Source organism: bacterium, assembly GCA_021372515.1.
Classification (GTDB): Bacteria; Gemmatimonadota; Glassbacteria; order GWA2-58-10; family GWA2-58-10; genus JAJFUG01.
Genome location: JAJFUG010000161.1, coordinates 1 through 15,952, shown reverse-complemented (window position 1 = coordinate 15,952; position 15,952 = coordinate 1). Strand labels below are relative to the sequence as shown.

General features: G+C 66.4%; 10 protein-coding genes. 5 read left to right on the top strand and 5 right to left on the bottom strand.

Annotated features, from left to right (window positions below):
- On the top strand, positions 1-3,302 hold a 3,302-nt coding region (locus LLH00_14880), incomplete at its 5' end, for a tetratricopeptide repeat protein (protein MCE5272562.1).
- A 149-nt stretch (positions 3,303-3,451) separates the two neighbouring features.
- On the opposite strand, the gene ispE is transcribed toward LLH00_14880, so the two are convergent.
- Both ispE and LLH00_14870 read right to left on the bottom strand, forming a co-directional pair.
- On the bottom strand, positions 3,452-4,363 hold the full coding sequence (gene ispE / locus LLH00_14875; GenBank protein MCE5272561.1) for a 4-(cytidine 5'-diphospho)-2-C-methyl-D-erythritol kinase: 912 nt from the start codon (positions 4,361-4,363) through the stop codon (positions 3,452-3,454).
- A 46-nt stretch (positions 4,364-4,409) separates the two neighbouring features.
- Positions 4,410-5,471, bottom strand: a complete 1,062-nt coding sequence (locus tag LLH00_14870) for a flippase-like domain-containing protein (GenBank protein MCE5272560.1) — start codon at positions 5,469-5,471, stop codon at positions 4,410-4,412.
- Between the two features lie 366 nt (positions 5,472-5,837).
- Here LLH00_14870 and dnaK point away from each other — a divergent pair, with 366 nt between their 5' ends.
- The gene (gene dnaK / locus LLH00_14865; GenBank protein MCE5272559.1) at positions 5,838-7,772 is read left to right on the top strand and encodes a molecular chaperone DnaK; all 1,935 of its coding nucleotides are present in this window, start codon (positions 5,838-5,840) and stop codon (positions 7,770-7,772) included.
- Between the two features lie 173 nt (positions 7,773-7,945).
- Here dnaK and LLH00_14860 read toward each other — a convergent pair whose 3' ends face one another.
- A complete protein-coding gene (locus LLH00_14860) occupies positions 7,946-9,238 on the bottom strand; it encodes an alpha-L-fucosidase (GenBank protein MCE5272558.1) in 1,293 nt (430 codons plus the stop codon).
- 25 nt (positions 9,239-9,263) lie between these two features.
- Positions 9,264-10,340, bottom strand: coding sequence for a VOC family protein (locus tag LLH00_14855; protein MCE5272557.1), 1,077 nt, complete (start codon positions 10,338-10,340; stop codon positions 9,264-9,266).
- A gap of 228 nt (positions 10,341-10,568) precedes the next feature.
- Here LLH00_14855 and LLH00_14850 point away from each other — a divergent pair, with 228 nt between their 5' ends.
- The 3 genes from LLH00_14850 to LLH00_14840 all read left to right on the top strand — a co-directional run bounded on the left by LLH00_14850 (position 10,569) and on the right by LLH00_14840 (position 13,650).
- Positions 10,569-11,369 (top strand): transporter, encoded by an 801-nt coding sequence (locus LLH00_14850; GenBank protein MCE5272556.1) that lies wholly within the window; start codon positions 10,569-10,571, stop codon positions 11,367-11,369.
- Between the two features lie 75 nt (positions 11,370-11,444).
- On the top strand, positions 11,445-12,758 hold the full coding sequence (locus LLH00_14845) for an Nramp family divalent metal transporter (protein MCE5272555.1): 1,314 nt from the start codon (positions 11,445-11,447) through the stop codon (positions 12,756-12,758).
- 4 nt (positions 12,759-12,762) lie between these two features.
- Complete coding sequence (locus LLH00_14840; protein ID MCE5272554.1) at positions 12,763-13,650, top strand: universal stress protein; 888 nt, start codon at positions 12,763-12,765, stop codon at positions 13,648-13,650.
- A gap of 25 nt (positions 13,651-13,675) precedes the next feature.
- Here the strand turns inward: LLH00_14840 and LLH00_14835 are convergent, their stop codons facing one another.
- Positions 13,676-15,442, bottom strand: a complete 1,767-nt coding sequence (locus tag LLH00_14835; protein MCE5272553.1) for a terpene cyclase/mutase family protein — start codon at positions 15,440-15,442, stop codon at positions 13,676-13,678.
- Positions 15,443-15,952: the final 510 nt, after the last annotated feature.

Here is a 15,952-nt window from a genome sequence, read left to right as displayed (position 1 = left end):
AGCCGCTGGCCACCGGGTTCCCGGACTCGGCGTTCACCGGCGCGGCCCTGGTGGTGATGCAGCGCGCTGCGGACCGCGCCCGCCTGGGCGAAAAGGCCATCCGGGCCGGGCTGCAGTACCTTTCCGGTGCTGGTGCGGGCCACGAGCCTCTTCTGGTGCCGGTGCTGCAGCGCAGCGCCTCGCTCCTGGCCGAGGCCGGGCGGGCCGAGGAGGCCTGGGGCCTGGTCAGGCGCATCCAGGAAGTCACGGGCAAGAGCCTCTACGAGCTGGACCTCAACACACAGATGCTGGCAATCGGCTGCCTGAGCAGGATCGGGCAGCCCGATTCGGCCCTGCGCCTGGTCGAGGAGCTGCGCCGCGGCTCCGGCGAGCAGGTGCTGCGCTCGCCCAGGATGCGGTTCCTGCTGGGACAGGCCTGCCTGAGCCGGGGCGACCTGAGCGGGGCCGACACGCTGCTGGCCTCCCTGGTTTCCGGTGGCTCCACGCTGGAGGGCGAGGGTGTGAGCCGAGACAGCGTGCTGGCCCTGCTGCTGGAGCTTGACCGTCGGCGGGGACGGGACAGCCAGTTCCTGGGCCACGCCCTGGAACGTCTGCGTCTGATGAACGATCCCGCGGCGGCCCTGGCCCTGCTGGGACGGATGCAGGCCGTGGCCGTAAGCTCCGGCTCCGGCTGGAACAGCCTGACCCAGGCGGTGGAGCTTTTCGGGCGGCGTTTCTCAGCCACGCCGCAGTGGGCCGAGGCCCGTCTGATCGGCGCCGTGGCCGGCGCAGCCGCTGGGGACAGGCGCGCAGCGCTGGGCGCCCTCGATGACCTTCAGCGCGGGACAACCGACAGCCTGCTCACGGCCCGGATCGGTCTGGCCGCCTGCGCCCTCTACCTGTCCCTGGGCGACACCCTGCGCGCCGAGGCCCAGTTGCGCGACTGCCTTCTCCCCGGGGCCGACCCGCTGAACGTGGCCGACAGCCTGCTGACGGTCTATGCCGCGATCTGCCGAGGCCGGGGGGATTTTACCCGGGAGCGCGACCTGCTGCGGCGCCTGTGCGACAGTTACCCGGCCAGCCGCTACTGGGAGGGCGCCTCGCAGCGCCTGGAGGAGTTGGCCCGTTTCGATCTGACCGACCCGGCGCTGGCGGCCGGCGAGCTGCTGGACCTGTTCGAGTCGGGCAAGGGCAACGTTCAGCCGCAGCGCCTGGCCGAGATCGCCGGACGCCGTCTGGGCGACTACGACCGGGCAGCCTCGATCCTGCGCGCGGCCGGTTCGCTTTCGCCCTCCGACCGGGCGCGCCTGGCCGAGTACCTCTACCTGGCTGCTCTGCGTGCGCGGGCGCGCGGCGAGGGCAACGCGGCCGAGAAGATGACACAGGCCTGGCGCGAGCTGGGACGCCTTTTGACCGAGAACGCCGATTTCCCGGGCCGGGAGACGGCGGTGGAGTTGTATCTCAATATCTACCGCTCCTACGCCGCAACTTTTGGCGCCTCCGAAGTCCGCGCCGCCGAGGCTTTCCTGCGTGGCGAGCTGGGCCGCCTGAAACCCGGCGCCCCGCGCACCGCGCTGCTGATCTGGCTGGGCGAAAGCTGCCTGGCCGCCTCGGGCGGTGAGATGACCAACCTTTCCATGGCCCGCTCCGATTCGGCGCGGGCGTTCCTGGCGCAGGCCCTTGCCGCTGGCGGCAGCGCCGAACAGGCCGGGCGTGCCTGCCTGGACCTGGCCCGCGCCCTGGAGAGCGCCGGGTTCGCCGGCGCCCTGGATAGCGCGGCCCATCTCTACGGCGCCCTGACCGACCGCGCCTCCGGCAGCCGCTGGTCCGCCCTGGCCGGCCTGCGCCTGGCTTCGATCCACCTGGAGCAGGAGCGTTTCTCGGTGGCCTACGCCGCGGCGCGCGCCTGGGCGGACCGCCACCCCTACGCCGCCGACAGCCCGCAGAGCCGGGCTGTCCTGGCCGAGGCGGCCTACCATACCGGGCGCAACGCGCTGGCCGCGGTATTGTTCGGCCGGATGGAGCGGGACAGCCTTCCGCGCGAGGACCGCATGCGTTTCGACTGCTACCGGATCCGCGCCCTGGCCGGAATGGGGGAATACGCGTCCGCCTGCGCCCTGCTGGTCCGGTACATGGGGGCGTCCGCCTCGCCCGAGGAACGCCAGGCCGGCTGCGTGGCCGCGGTGGACCTGTTCCTGGAAGCCGGCGACAGCCGCCAGGCCCTGCAGTACCTGGCCCAGTTGCCGGAGCAGGGCGATTACTACGCCCTGGCGCGGGTACGCTGGCTGATCTGGTCGTTGAGTCAGGGCACGGACCCGGAAAAGGTGCGCAAGGAGCTGGAGCGCTACCGCAAGGCGGCCTGGAACCCGTTCTACAAGGTCGACCCGGCGCTGCTGGCCAGCCGTGGGATCATGCAGGCCTACATGGCCCAGAACAAGCCGGACAAGGTCTCCGAGACGCGGAACGATTTCAGGCGTAATTTTCCGGAGAGCCGGGGCGGGCTGGCCGAGATGATGCTGGATGAGATCGAGTACCTGCTGACAGCGGGCCTGACCGACCAGGCCGCCTCACTGAACGATGACCTGCGCATGCTGTTCGGGGATGTCTGGCCCGAGGACCGGGCAGTCTGGGTGAGCGCATGTCTGGCCCGCGCGCAGGGCAATACCTCCGCCTATTCGGCCGCCTTGGAGCGGCTGGCGCGGGATTTCAACTGGAGCCCCTGGGCCGTGGAGGCCAAGCGGAGGATGATCGAGCTGTACGTTTCGGCCGGGCAGGTGGACAAGGCCCGTGGCCTGTTGGCCTCTCTGCCGCCCGAGTCGGCCAGCGAGACGCAACTGGCCGGCATGCGGGGACAGATCCTGGGCGGGGCCGGCGACTGGACCGCAGCGCAGAGCCAGTTCGCCGCGCGCTGGGCGGCGCTTCCTCCCTCGTCCGAGAGCGGGCAGGCGGTTCTGGACTGGGCCGGGGCGGAGCTCAAGGCCGGACGCAAGGCGGCGGCGCGTGAGATGCTCTCGGCCCTCTGGAGTGGCAGCCCCGAGACCGTGGCCGAGGCGCGTTTCCTGCTGGTCTCGCTCTATCGCAGCGACAAGCAGGACGCTGCGGCGCTGGAGGCGATGGACGGCCTGGGAGAGGCCTATCCGGAGCGCACCGAGATCGTGCTGAAAGCCATGTACCAGAAAGGATTGATCCAGGAGGGCCTGGGCCAGCGCGAGGCGGCGGTCGCCACCTACCGTCAGCTCGAAACCCTGGCCACCGACCGCAGCGACTGGGTCCGCAGCGCCAGGGAACGTCTGCGCGCCCTGTCAGGCGCGGCGCAGCCCTGAGAGCGGTTGATTCGAAAAATTCCTCGCGGCCCTGCTGCGGGGTGAAACCTTCCAAATACAGCGTAGGGGCGGGTTTTAAACCCGCCCCTTCTTTTTTATACCTCAGGGTTATGTCAGTGGGCAGTTCGTTGCCGCGTGCTGTGGTGGGTTCAGTCGAAGATGCAGGCTTTGTCGACAAAGGCCGCCGGGCTGAGCGTGAGGTCCTCGATGTCGGCCAGCGCCTCTATCGCCCGGTCGCGGGTCGCCTCGTCATCGAACAGCCCGTAGATACCGCTGCCGCTGCCCGAGAGCAGGGCCACGCGCGCCCCGGCCTCGAACAGACTGTGTTTCAGCTCGCGCAACTCGGGATGGTGCGCAAACACCACCGGCTCGAAATCGTTCACCAGGCTCCCCACCGGTCCGTGCGGGCCAGTCAGCTCCATCCAGTCCAGCGGTCCCCCGTTCACGTCCATGATCTCGGTCGAATGGCCCTCGGCCTGGCTGATATCCAGCGCCCGGTAGGCCCAGGAGGTCGAGATCGAGAACCCCGGCATGGCCAGCAGCACAGGGGTGGCGCCGCTCACCGGCAAGTGCAGCATCCGCTCGCCGATCCCCCAGGCCAGGGCGCGCCCGCCCGACAGCAGGAACGGCACATCCGCACCCAGCGAGGCGGCCAGCGCATAGCGGGTGGAATCGCCGCCCGGCAGGTCGCCGAACAGGCGCTCGCAGGCCAGGATCGTCCCGGCCGCGTCCGCGCTGCCCCCGCCCAGACCGGCCCCGGCCGGAATGCCTTTCCCGATGTGAATCTCCACCCCCCGATCCCTTACCCCCAGCATCTCCAGGCAGACCGAGGCCGCCCGGTAGGCCAGGTTCTCGGGGCCTTCCGGGATGGAGGGGTCGCTGCAGGTGACCCGGACCTCGCCCTCGACCGGGCGGATACTCAGGCGGTCGCAGAGCGAGATGTTCTGGAAAATGGTCTCAATGGAATGATATCCGCCCTCGATCCGGCCGAGGATGCGCAACGACAGGTTGATCTTGGCGAAGACTCTGAGCGTCAGTTCCTGCTGGTCTGAATTGGACATCATCGTTCTCCTCGGCCGCCCTGGCGGCCGAACTTGGACGGACAGGTCATTCGGAGGCGTCTGCCGCCGGCAGGGGTCCGGTTTCGGTCGGCTCGGCTGAGGTTTCGGCGGTCTGCTCTGCGCTCTGACGGATCTGGCTGAGGGAGAGGCCCTCGCGCGACATCAGGGCCAGGCCCACCGCGGTCAACGGCAGCATCATCAGAAGGTGCATTACAACCGCGAACCCGATGGCCTCGCTCTTGGGCACGCCGTAAATATCACTCAGGGAATAGATTATCGCCGTGTGGAGTGGACCGATAAAGGCCGGGGCCGAGGGCAGGGCCACCCCCAGGCCGACCAGCCCGAGGGTCAGAAACGGCGCGGTCCAAGGCAGGCTGTCGAACGAGAAGCCCTGGAAAGCCATGTAGTAGCTGAAAACCACCAGGCCCCAGTGGAACACGCTCAGGGTCGCGACCTTGAGCATCGCCCCGCCGTCTTTGAGCATCCGGAGGCCGTCGGTGAATGTGTGCAGAAGGTGGTCGAGCTTGGCGAAAGCCTGGGCGGACATGAACCGTCGCGCCGGAACGGCGATGACTGTCTGGGCCAGGTGTGGCTTGAACCGTAGCAGGAGCATGATGCCCAGGGCGCCGAAAAAGGCCGCGGTCATACCCAGGCCGATCTTGCGCATCACTCCCGGCAGCCCGGGGATAAACAGCAGCGGCACGATCAGGCAGAGCAGCATGCACAGGGTGTCGAACAGGCGTTCCACCACCAGGCTGCCGATCACGTAGCTGAGCGGGGCGCGGCTCTTGCGCCGCGCCATCCAGGCCCGCACCATCTCGCCGATCCTTAAGGGGAGGATGTTGTTGGTCATGAAACCGATCAGGTTGGCCACTGTCAGGCCGCCCACCGTGGCTTTGTGCTCGGGCCGGAACAGGTAGGTCCAGCGCCAGGAACGCACCCACATCACGGCCAGGCAGAGGCAAGTGAACACCGACAGGGGGATGATCCGCACCCGGCCGTGACTGAATATCTGCATGGCCTGGTTGTAATCCACGTTGCGGAAAGCGAACCAGAGACAGGTGAGGCTGATAGCGAGAGCCAGGGCGATTTTCAGGAAATTCTTCATCTCTGGCGGCTTTCTCCGGGTTTGAGTTTGTCGGAATGGCTCAATTTACCGACTCTGCGAAGAAGTGTCAAATAAAACCTATGCTGCCAAAATGACGGCATGTATGTGCCAGAACGGCTTAATTGACAGGCCGACCCGGGCACAGACAAACGGCGGCCTGGTCCCCGGAGTGGTCCGCCACAGGAGAGGATGGCGTAACTTCTTTTAATACAGTCTATTCGGTTCCGTGAGCGTCTCAGGCTGAAAGGCCGTCTACCCCGGCCCGCCGGTGGCATGCGAATTGCCTTCCTTCACAGTGATATATTAATCATCCGAAAACAATTCTGTCTGAACGGTAGAGCACGCTTAGAAAAGGGAGAGTACAGAATGGGAAAGGTCATAGGAATCGATCTGGGCACCACCAATTCCTGCGTGGCGGTGATGGAGGGCGGCGACCCGGTGGTCATCCCCAACGCCGAGGGCAGCCGCACCACCCCCTCGGTGGTGGCGTTCACCAAGGACAGCGAGCGGCTGGTGGGCCAGGTGGCCAAGCGCCAGGCCGTAACCAATCCGCGCAACACCGTGTTCTCGATCAAACGGTTCATGGGACGCCGGATGAACGAGATAACCGAGGAAAAGAAGAAAGTCCCCTACGAGGTGTTCGGCGGCAGCGGCGACATGGCCACGGTGAAGATCCAGGGCAAGGACTACACCCCGCCCGAGATCAGCGCCATGATCCTGCAGAAAATGAAGCAGACCGCCGAGGATTACCTCGGGACCAAGGTCGACAAGGCCGTGATCACAGTGCCGGCCTATTTCAACGACAGCCAGCGACAGGCCACCAAGGACGCCGGCCGGATCGCGGGGCTGGAAGTGCTGCGCATAATCAACGAGCCGACCGCGGCCAGCCTGGCCTATGGCCTGGACAAGAAAAAGGACGAGACCATCGCGGTCTACGACCTGGGCGGCGGCACGTTCGACATTTCGGTGCTCGACCTGGGCGAGGGCGTGTTCGAGGTCAAGTCCACCAACGGCGACACCCACCTGGGCGGCGATGATTTCGACCAGCGGGTGATCGACTGGCTGGTCGAGGAGTTCAAGAAAGACAACGGGATCGACCTGAGCCGTGACCCGATGGCCCTGCAGCGCCTGAAAGAGGCGGCCGAAAAGGCCAAGTGCGAGCTGTCGAGCACCATGCAGACCGATATCAACCTGCCGTTCATCACGGCGGACGCCTCGGGCCCCAAGCACCTGAACGTGAGCCTCAGCCGGGCCAAGTTCGAGCAGCTGGTGGATGACCTGATCCAGCGCACGGTGGAGCCCTGCCGCAAGGCGCTCAAGGATGCCGGCCTGGAGGCGAGTGCGATAGATGAGGTGATCCTGGTCGGCGGCTCGACCCGTATCCCCAAGGTGCAGGAAGTGGTTAAGACTTTCTTCGGCCGCGAGCCGCACCGCGGAGTGAACCCGGATGAGGTGGTGGCTGTGGGCGCGGCGATCCAGGGCGGCGTGCTGGCCGGAGATGTGAAGGACGTGCTGCTGCTGGATGTCACCCCGCTGTCGCTGGGCATCGAGACCCTGGGCGGCGTGTTCACCCGGCTCATCGAGCGCAACACCACGATCCCGACCAAGAAAACCGAGGTGTTCTCCACGGCCGAGAACAACCAGACCACCGTGGAAATCCACGTGCTGCAGGGCGAGCGCCAGATGGCGCACGACAACCGCACCATCGGACGGTTCCAGCTCACCGGCATACCGCCCGCGCCGCGCGGCATCCCGCAGGTCGAGGTCTCGTTCGACATCGACGCCAACGGTATCCTGCACGTGGGGGCCAAGGACCGCGCCACCGGCAAGGAGCAGAAAATCCGCATCGAGGCCACCAGCGGCCTGAGCGACCAGGATATCGACAAGATGGTCAAGGACGCCCAGAGCCACGAGGCCGAGGACAAGAAGAAGCGCGAGGAGGTGGAAATCCGCAACCGCGCCGACCAGATGGCGTTCGAGAGCGAGAAGAACCTCAAGGAGATGGGTGACAAGCTGGACAGCGCCACCCGCTCCAGCCTGGAGGCCGCGGTGGAGAAAGTGCGCAGCGCGCTCAAGGGCACGGACATCGAGGAGATCAAGGCCGCGCACGAGGGCCTGACCGGTATCTGGAACCAGGCCGCCCAGCAGATGTACCAGGCGCAGCAGGCGGCCGGGGCCGCTGGCGGCGACGGTGCGGACCCTGGCGCGCAGCAGCAGGCCTCCTCCAGCGGTGGTGGCAAAGAGGGTGTGGTGGATGCCGATTTCGAGGTGGTGGACGAGGACAAGGACAAGAAGAAGTAAGATTGATTCGAGTTCAGAAGTGCGGATTGGATAGACAAGCCCCGCCCGGAGCGCTCCGGGCGGGGCTTTGCGTTTTTATAATTTATTGGGCACGGTGCACCGTGCCCCTACGACAAACGAATGCATCTTGAATGCAGGGGAGGGTTTAAAACCCTCCCCTGCGGTCCATATCGTTAAAACTCCAGCTCCACCACGGTGTCGATGGAGTCCCGTCTTTCCGCTGGCACGGAGAGCACCAGGCCCAGGCTGCCGTTCTCGAATTTTACCGGCTGGCTGTCGGTCAGCAGCCGCGCCGCGCGCAAGGGCTTGCCGTCCAGCGGCGGCAGGCTCACCACGGCGTCCGGCTCCAGAAGGTGCACGTAGACCTTGCCGGCTTTCTGCGTGCTCACGCCCCAGCTGGCGGGGCCCCAGGGCCCTCCGCGCGTGCCGTAAACCGACTCGCCGTATTTGCCCAGCCACTTGCCCATGCCCTCCAGGCGCTCCACCTGCTCGGGCTGGATCGTGCCATCCGGCCGCGGCCCCACGTTGAGCAGGAAATTGGCGTTGTTACCGGCCGCCTTGACCAGGTAATGCACCAGTTCCCGCACGCTCTGGAAATGTTTCTCCCGGCTGTCGTAACCCCAGGACTCGCCGATTGTGGCGCAGGTCTCGAGCGGCAGGACCGAGATGCCCGAACCCTTGTTGTACGGGTCGGCGCCGGGCAGGCCTTTCTCGAACATCTGGAAATCCTCGCCCGGAAACGGGGTCACGTGATGGTTGCTGCCCACCATGGCGGCGGGCTGGAGCCTGTGGATCAGGGCGTAGGTGCGCGCCAGCCTCCAGTCGGCGTCCGGCTTCTCCCACATCCCGTCGAACCAGATTCCGCCGATAGTCCCGTAGCCGGTGAGAAGCTCGCTGAGCTGGGTGTCCATGTAGTCCAGGTACCTGTTCCAGTCGCCGCTTTCGGGGCGGCCGTGGGCGTAGCTGGAGCCGCGCGGCCAGTAGTCGGGGTTGTGCCAGTCGAGCTGGGAGTGGTAGAAAAAGAGCTTTATCCCGTGGCGCTGGCAGGCCTCGGCCAGCATCTTGAGCACGTCCTTCTTATATGGCGTGCGCTCCACGATGTCGTAGTCGCTTATCTTGCTGTCCCACATCGCGAACCCGTCATGGTGCTTGCTGGTGATCGTGATGTAGCGCACCCCGGCCGCGGCGGCGACACGGCACCACTGGTCCGGGTCATATTTCACCGGGTTGAACTGAGGCGGGAGTTTCTCGTACTCGGAGACCGGGATATCCTCGTTGTGCATCACCCATTCGCCCCGTCCGAGCACGCTGTAGACCCCCCAGTGGATGAACATCCCGAACTTGGCGTCCTGGAACCACTGGCGCGCGGCCATGTTCTCGGGGCTGGGGGTGTATTCCTGGGCTTGCGCGGCGAGCGGCGCCAGGCCGAGCCACAGGCAGGCCAAGGTGCTGAGAGCTTTTTTCATAGTGCCTCCGCTTGGGTTTAATTGATCAGGCCTTGCTCCAGAGCAGCTCGATAGTCAGACCACCGCCCTCGGCGTCGGTGTCCAGGTAGGCGAAACGTCCCTCCACCTTGCCGTCCTTGCCCCAGGCCCCGTCCTGGCTCACCTCAACCCCACGCTCGGCGAAAAGGCGCACCGCCTCGTCCATGTCCCGCACCTCCAGGGCGATATGCTGGAACCCCTCGCCGTGGCGCTCCAGGAACTCCTTGTAGATACTGCGTCCCGCCGTGGGCTGGATGATCTCGAACTGGGTGGACCCGGCCAGGCTCCAGCCCATGTGCATGCGGAAATCCTCACGCTCGCCGCGGTAGCGCCGCCCTATCCCGGCGTTGTCCCGGTCGATCCCGCGAACCGGGAAACCCAGGCGGCGGTAGAAATCGCAGACCTGGTCGATATCCTTCACCACGCTGGCGTACTGGATGATCCTGCCGAACGGGTACTGGTGGTCCTCGTGCGGCGCGGCGCCGGAGCTGCGCTCGCGGAGCTGGTTCGGGTCGTAGACCAGCTCGAACGTGAGGCCGCCGGTCGGTTCGGTATCCAGATAAGCGAAAAGACCCTCGCCACCGGCGTTCTTGAACGTGCCGCGCTGCGCCACTGTCACCCCGGCCGCGTCGGCGCGTTCGACAGCCGCCTCCAGGGCCTCCGGGCTTTCCAGGCTGAACGCCAGGTGCTGCACGCCCTCGCCGTGCCTGGCGGCGTACTCGTGGTAGAGGCTCTCGCCCGCGGCGGGCTGGAACAGCTCGATCCCCACGCCGCCCAGAGTGGCCCAGGCCCAGCGCAGGCGGATGTCCAGCGGCTTGCCACGGTACTGCCCGCGGATGGCTTGGTCCCTGTCCACGGAGAACGAGCCGAGACCGGCCTTTTCCCAGTAGGCGACTGTTTTATCCAGGTCTTTTACCACCCAGCCGAGGTGCGAGACCTCGCCGAACGGCGGCGGTGTTGGTAGCATCGGTTCTCCTTCGGCACGGGCGTGAAGGTCCTCCAGGCCGAGGACCGGCAGCGCCAGCGCGCCTCCGGCCGCGGCCAGAAAACGCCGGCGCCCGATTGCTGGTTTCTGCGGGGTCATAGCGGCTCCCTGTGCAGGTTGGAGGCTTCGAAAACATTAGAATGCTATCAGCCGCGGCGGGCTCCGTCAAGAGGCTTAATATGCCCGGGTCGGCCCACGGGCTTTGGCGCGGATGTAAAAATGAATTAGCTTAAATAAGACTTGCATTTTTCGGCTGCAATGGTTATATAAGAAAGAGAATCATTCTCAATCAGTACAACCCAACTTCAACCGGAGCCGGGAGGATCCATGCAAAGGAATACAATTTCCAACAGCCTGACAAAGACGGCCGGGATTGCCGTCACGACTCTGCTGGGCCTCGTACTATCGCTGCAAAGCGCCGCGGCCGCAGACTACACCCTCTCCAGCGACCGCCCGGATTTCGCGGATGACGTGAACAGTGTGCCGCCGGGCATCCTGCAGCTGGAGAGCGGCTACAGTTACAGCCACGTGCCGGGCGAGGCGCAGTCCACGCTGGGCGAGCTGATGCTGCGCACCGGGCTGTGCAGCCGCAGTGAGCTGCGCCTGGGCCTGGGCTCGTACCTGAGCGATGGGGCCAGCGGCTGGGGCGATGGCTCGCTGGACCTGCGCCTGCGCCTCCTGCGGCCCGAGGACACCGCGCGGCCTGGGGCTTTCTGCCTGACCGCGTTGATTGGGACCAGCCTGCCGTTCGGCGACAGCGATCTGGGCGCGCGCCGCCTTCAGCCGGGCGTGATGTTCACCTCGGCCCTGACCCTGAGCGGGCGGGCGGCCCTGGCCCCCTTCGTGAACTACTCGTACCAAAGCTCTCCCGAGGGCCAGTACAGCGAGTTCTCGGGCGGCAGCTCCTTTGCTGTGAGCCTGGGCGAGCGGCTGACCTGGTACGCCGAGTGCTTCGGCACCGCGGTGGAGAGCGGCTACGGCGAGAACACGGTCTCGGCTGGGAGCGGGTTCCTCTGGCTCGTGCGGAATAACCTGCAGTTCGACATTCATGGTCTCAGCGCGCTCAACGGCGCCACGCCGAACTACAGCCTGGGGGTCGGAATGTCTGTTTTCACCTCTATCAGATAGAAAATCCTCTTCGGGCTTGATTCTCAGGGCCGAAGATGCGAACTTTCTGAAAGACTGCCATTCAGGGGAGAGATAATGCCGGAGAACAAAGAACAGAGTCAGAGCGCCCCCGGCCGCGCCGACCACGGGACTGTGGCCGCGGCGGTGGAGGTCCTCTCGGGCGACTCCAGCCGCAAGGGGCTGGGCCGTCTGATGCCGTTCCTGGGACCGGCCTTCATCGCCTCGGTGGCCTACATCGACCCGGGCAATTTCGCCACCAACCTGGAGGGCGGCGCTCGTTTCGGCTTCACCCTGGTCTGGGTGGTGGTGGCCAGCAACCTGATCGCCATGCTGGTGCAGACCCTGGCCGCCAAGCTGGGGATCGCCACGGGCCGCAACCTGGCCGAGATGTGCCGCGAACGGTTCAAGCCCTGGCTGGTCTACACCATGTGGGTGGTGATGGAGCTGGTGGCCATGGCCACCGACCTGGCCGAGTTCCTGGGCGCGGCGATCGGGTTCAACCTGCTGTTCGGCATGCCGCTCTGGCTGGCCGGGCTGCTCACCGCCCTGGTGACATTCATCATCCTGGGCCTGGAGCGCTTCGGCTTCCGTCCGCTGGAGGCGGTGATCACCGCCCTGGTGGGAGTGGTGGCGCTCTGCTACCTGGTGGAGATGTTCATCGTACGGCCGGACGCGGCGCTGATCGCGGGAAGTTTCCTGCCGCCCAAGTTCGCCGGACCGCAGAGCGTGCTACTGGCTACCGGCATCCTGGGGGCCACCGTGATGCCGCACGTGATTTTCCTGCACTCGGCCCTGACCCAGGGGCGAATCCGCACGCGTGAGCCGGAAAAGCTGCGCCGTCTGTTCCGTTTCGAGGTAGTGGACGTGGTGCTGGCGATGAGCGTGGCCGGGGCGATCAACGCCGCCATGCTGATCATGGCCGCCCAGACTTTCCACTCCCGCGGCATGGTCGAGGTCAACGCCATCGAGAAAGCCTACCTGACCCTGGAGCCGATCCTGGGGTCGATGTCCAGCCAGATCTTCGCCATCTCGCTGCTGATGGCCGGGTTGAGTTCCTCGGCGGTGGGAACGATGAGCGGCCAGACGATCATGCAGGGTTTTATGAACCGCCACATCCCGGTCTGGCTGCGGCGGGTGGTTACGATGCTGCCCGCGCTGATCGTGATTTTCATGGGGCTCGATCCCACCTGGACCCTGGTCATGAGCCAGGTGGTGCTCAGTTTCGGCCTGCCGCTGGCGGTGATCCCGCTGGTAATGTTCACCGCCCGGCGCGACCTGATGGGCGTGCTGGTCAACCGCCGTGTCACTTCCTGGCTGGCCTGGGGCGCGGCCGGTCTGATCGTGGCGCTGAACCTGTTTCTGGTCCACCAGCTAATCATGGGGAGCTGAGGCCATGTTCAAACACTTGCTCGTACCGCTGGACGGCACGCCGCAGGCCGAGGCGGCCGTGGATACAGCCGCGGCCCTGGCCGCAAGGAGCGGAGCGCGGGTCACCCTTCTGCACGTGATCGAGAGCGGCGCCCCGGAGTCGGTGCACGGCCAGCGCCACCTGCGCACCCGTGAAGAGGCCCGGCCCTACCTGGAGAGCGTGGCCCGGCGGTTCCCGGCCGGAGTGAAAGTGAGTCTGCACGTGCACGAGGAGAGCATCGAGGACGTGGCCGCCTCCCTGGCCGACCACGAGGGCGAGCTGTCGCCCGACCTGCTGGTGATGTGCGCCCACGGGGGCCCGCGCATGCGCGATATCCTGCACGGCAACCTGGCCCAGCAGACCCTGGCGCGCGGGGCCACGCCGATCCTGCTGCTCAAGGGCGGCGCACCCGCTTCGTTCGGGCAGGTGCTGGCCCCGCTGGACGGCAACCCGGAGCACGATGAGCGCTCCCTGCCCGTAGCGGCCGGGATAGCCGCCATGTACGGCGCGGGCTTGAGCCTGCTTTACGTGGTCCCCGAGGGCGTGGCCCAGGCTGGACGGCGCACGGATGTGAGCCACCTTCTGCCCGGCGCCAGCCAGGCCCTGCTGGATCTTGAAGAGCAGGAGGCCGTGGCCTACGTGGAGCGGCGCCTGGCCGAGGTCCGTCCCCAGGTGGAGCAGTCCCGCGGGGCGATTGCCCGCGGCCGCCCGGTGGACCGGATCGGCGAGTACGCCCGCGACCAGAGGGCCGACCTGGTGGTGCTCAGCACCCACGGCCGCGCCGGGACACAGGCTTTCTGGTCGGCCAGCGTGGCCTCACGGCTGGTTTCGCGCCTTGAGACCGCCCTGCTGCTTATACCGGCCGGCAGGTGACTTTCCCCGCGGCCCGCTGGCAATCTCACCAGCTCCGGTCCGGGTAGAGTGAATCCACTACCGCGCTGGAGTAGGTTGTGGTGCTGTCCACCTTGAATTCCTGTCCCCAGGCCCCGCTGTCCGGGTCCACGGTCTCGATTGTCACCCTGGAGAACAGCCGCGCGTCGATCTGCGTGGGCGAGAGCCGCTCGGGGTCCTGCTGCATCAGGCGGTAGTTGACCGCCATATCCAGGATGCTCCAGCCGGAGTCCGTGCTGTCCGGCGGCAGGATCGTGGGGTCGGGGAACTCGTTGGTGAACGGGACGAACAGGCACCAGTGGGCGCGGTCCCAGCCCGGCTCCTGCACTTTGACCTCGCAGTTGACATCCGCGATGATGAAGCTCGCCCGCGTGGCGAAATCGAGGCTGTTGGCCAGTTCCTGGAACAGCCAGCTCATGGTGCCGCACTGGCCCCAGCCGTGCATCAGTATCCCGCGGCCCGGTGTGATCCAGGCGCCGTTGTGCGGGGCCACTGCCGCCGAGGCCCAGCGGTTGACCATGCCCAAAGCTTTGAGGCGGCTTCCGGTAAGCTGATAATAGTGCTCGTAGATGGGCAGGGCGATCCGGCGGAAAGCCCAGACCTCGGCCGGGTCGGCGCTGTTTACGCAGGGGTGCTTGAACTGCGGGACATGCACCTGCACCTCGGACACAGGCGTGACCGGGTGCGCCGGCCGCGGGATGCCGGCCCCCAGGAGGCGCAGGGCGAGCACGGCCTGCCAGGTGGCGCGCATCTCGCTGGGTGGCGGCAGGAAGATGTTCCCGTTCACCCCGAAACGCCCGAACCCGCCATCGGCGTTCTGCACCGAGCCCAGCCAGCGCACGCAGTCCGTGCGGGGCAGCGGGGTGCGCGAGTGGTCGCGGTCCTCCAACGGGCGGCCCAGAAGGTGCATCACGCTGACCGCAGCGTGGGTGTCCTCGGTGCGCGAGAAATGGTCCTGGCTCCAGCCCTGACCGTGGCCGCACTCGAACCCGCCATCCGGCTCCTGGCCGTACATGCTGAGCAGGAACTGGCGCAGACGCTCCGGATGGCGCGGCTTGCCACCCAGCAGCTCCAGGCATTTCATTCCGTAGTAGCTGCCCGCCACTGAGCCGTAATGCCAGTCCATGTCCAGGGCGAACCCGCCGCGATTGTCGCCGGTCTCCTGCTGGGCCAGCACCCACTCCAGGGTCTTGGCCGAATCCGGCAGTGCCCGTCCCAGCTCACGCAGCGCGCCCAGGGCCCAGAATGTGCTGAACAGGGCATCCGGGCTGGCCCCGAAACAGTACTCGTAGGCGTCGTAGCCACCGCTTTCTTTCTGGCGGCTCAGCACGAAGGTGCAGGCGGCCTCCGGCTCCGTTGGCCCGGCGCCCAGCATCCGCAGGGCGTGCAGGGCCCAGTAGGTTGGCTCCAGGGCGCTTTTCGTGCCCCAGGGCAGCTCCTTGCCGCTGAAATAGCTCTCCGCTTCCAGGAACCCACCGTCCGGCTGCTGGCGCGCCTGCAGCCAAGCCACCAGGCTGTCCCGCTGCGGCAGGCCCTCCAGCGCGCCCAGGGCTTCCAGGGCCTCCAGGGCCATGCCGGTGCGGCTGGTGAACGCGCTGTCGCCCGGATAGCAGCCGAAGCCGCCCGTTCCCACGCGGCAGGCCAGTATCCACTGGGCGGTCGGGTGCGCGGCTGCGGCAGAGGAATCGGAGGTTGGCTTCTGGGTGGCGCAGCCCACGAGGAGCAGGCAGAGTGCGGCGAAGACAGGAAATAACCTGGAAACGTTTGCGGGCATGGAATGTTTCTCCGGCTGGAGGTTGGCGAGTCGTCCTGGGGTGTGCGACTGGGGAGGAATTTAGCGACGGACCGCGACAGGAGTCAAAGGTTTCCTGCGGCGGCGGCAACCTGTGGAAAATAGGACAGGGGCAAAGTGTACGCCGTGCCTCCTCTGTGTATTGGCCGGCGTGTCCGCTTGAAGGATGGAGATGCGGAGCTGTACTCTTCCCACCCGCGGCCTAACGGGCCGCCCGGGGGGCCGTATGTTTGTTCCTGGACAGTGGAGCGGAGCAATGGCCCTGTGCACACCGGAGTCGTTCGTAGCGACATGGCCAGGCGGGCGATTCGCGGCAGCGCCGCCGCTGCAACGCGCGAGCGGTATCAACACTCCGTAAACACTTAAGATCGAAGCGGAGGCGTGGTCTGGACGAGTTTGCGGCCCCCGCTGGCTTTGCTGCTTTGGCCGAAACCAAAGCAGAACAGAGTCTTTCGTCTTCTCACTGCAAGTCCCTAACCGGACATTGCTGGG

What these genes read in the sequence shown, in the direction of transcription:
- ispE (MCE5272561.1), bottom strand. Translation starts at nt 4,363, where the DNA reads ATGTCCAATTCAGACCAGCAGGAACTGACGCTCAGAGTCTTCGCCAAG.
- LLH00_14870 (MCE5272560.1), bottom strand. Translation starts at nt 5,471, where the DNA reads ATGAAGAATTTCCTGAAAATCGCCCTGGCTCTCGCTATCAGCCTCACC.
- dnaK (MCE5272559.1), top strand. Translation starts at nt 5,838, where the DNA reads ATGGGAAAGGTCATAGGAATCGATCTGGGCACCACCAATTCCTGCGTG.
- LLH00_14860 (MCE5272558.1), bottom strand. Translation starts at nt 9,238, where the DNA reads ATGAAAAAAGCTCTCAGCACCTTGGCCTGCCTGTGGCTCGGCCTGGCG.
- LLH00_14855 (MCE5272557.1), bottom strand. Translation starts at nt 10,340, where the DNA reads ATGACCCCGCAGAAACCAGCAATCGGGCGCCGGCGTTTTCTGGCCGCG.
- LLH00_14850 (MCE5272556.1), top strand. Translation starts at nt 10,569, where the DNA reads ATGCAAAGGAATACAATTTCCAACAGCCTGACAAAGACGGCCGGGATT.
- LLH00_14845 (MCE5272555.1), top strand. Translation starts at nt 11,445, where the DNA reads ATGCCGGAGAACAAAGAACAGAGTCAGAGCGCCCCCGGCCGCGCCGAC.
- LLH00_14840 (MCE5272554.1), top strand. Translation starts at nt 12,763, where the DNA reads ATGTTCAAACACTTGCTCGTACCGCTGGACGGCACGCCGCAGGCCGAG.
- LLH00_14835 (MCE5272553.1), bottom strand. Translation starts at nt 15,442, where the DNA reads ATGCCCGCAAACGTTTCCAGGTTATTTCCTGTCTTCGCCGCACTCTGC.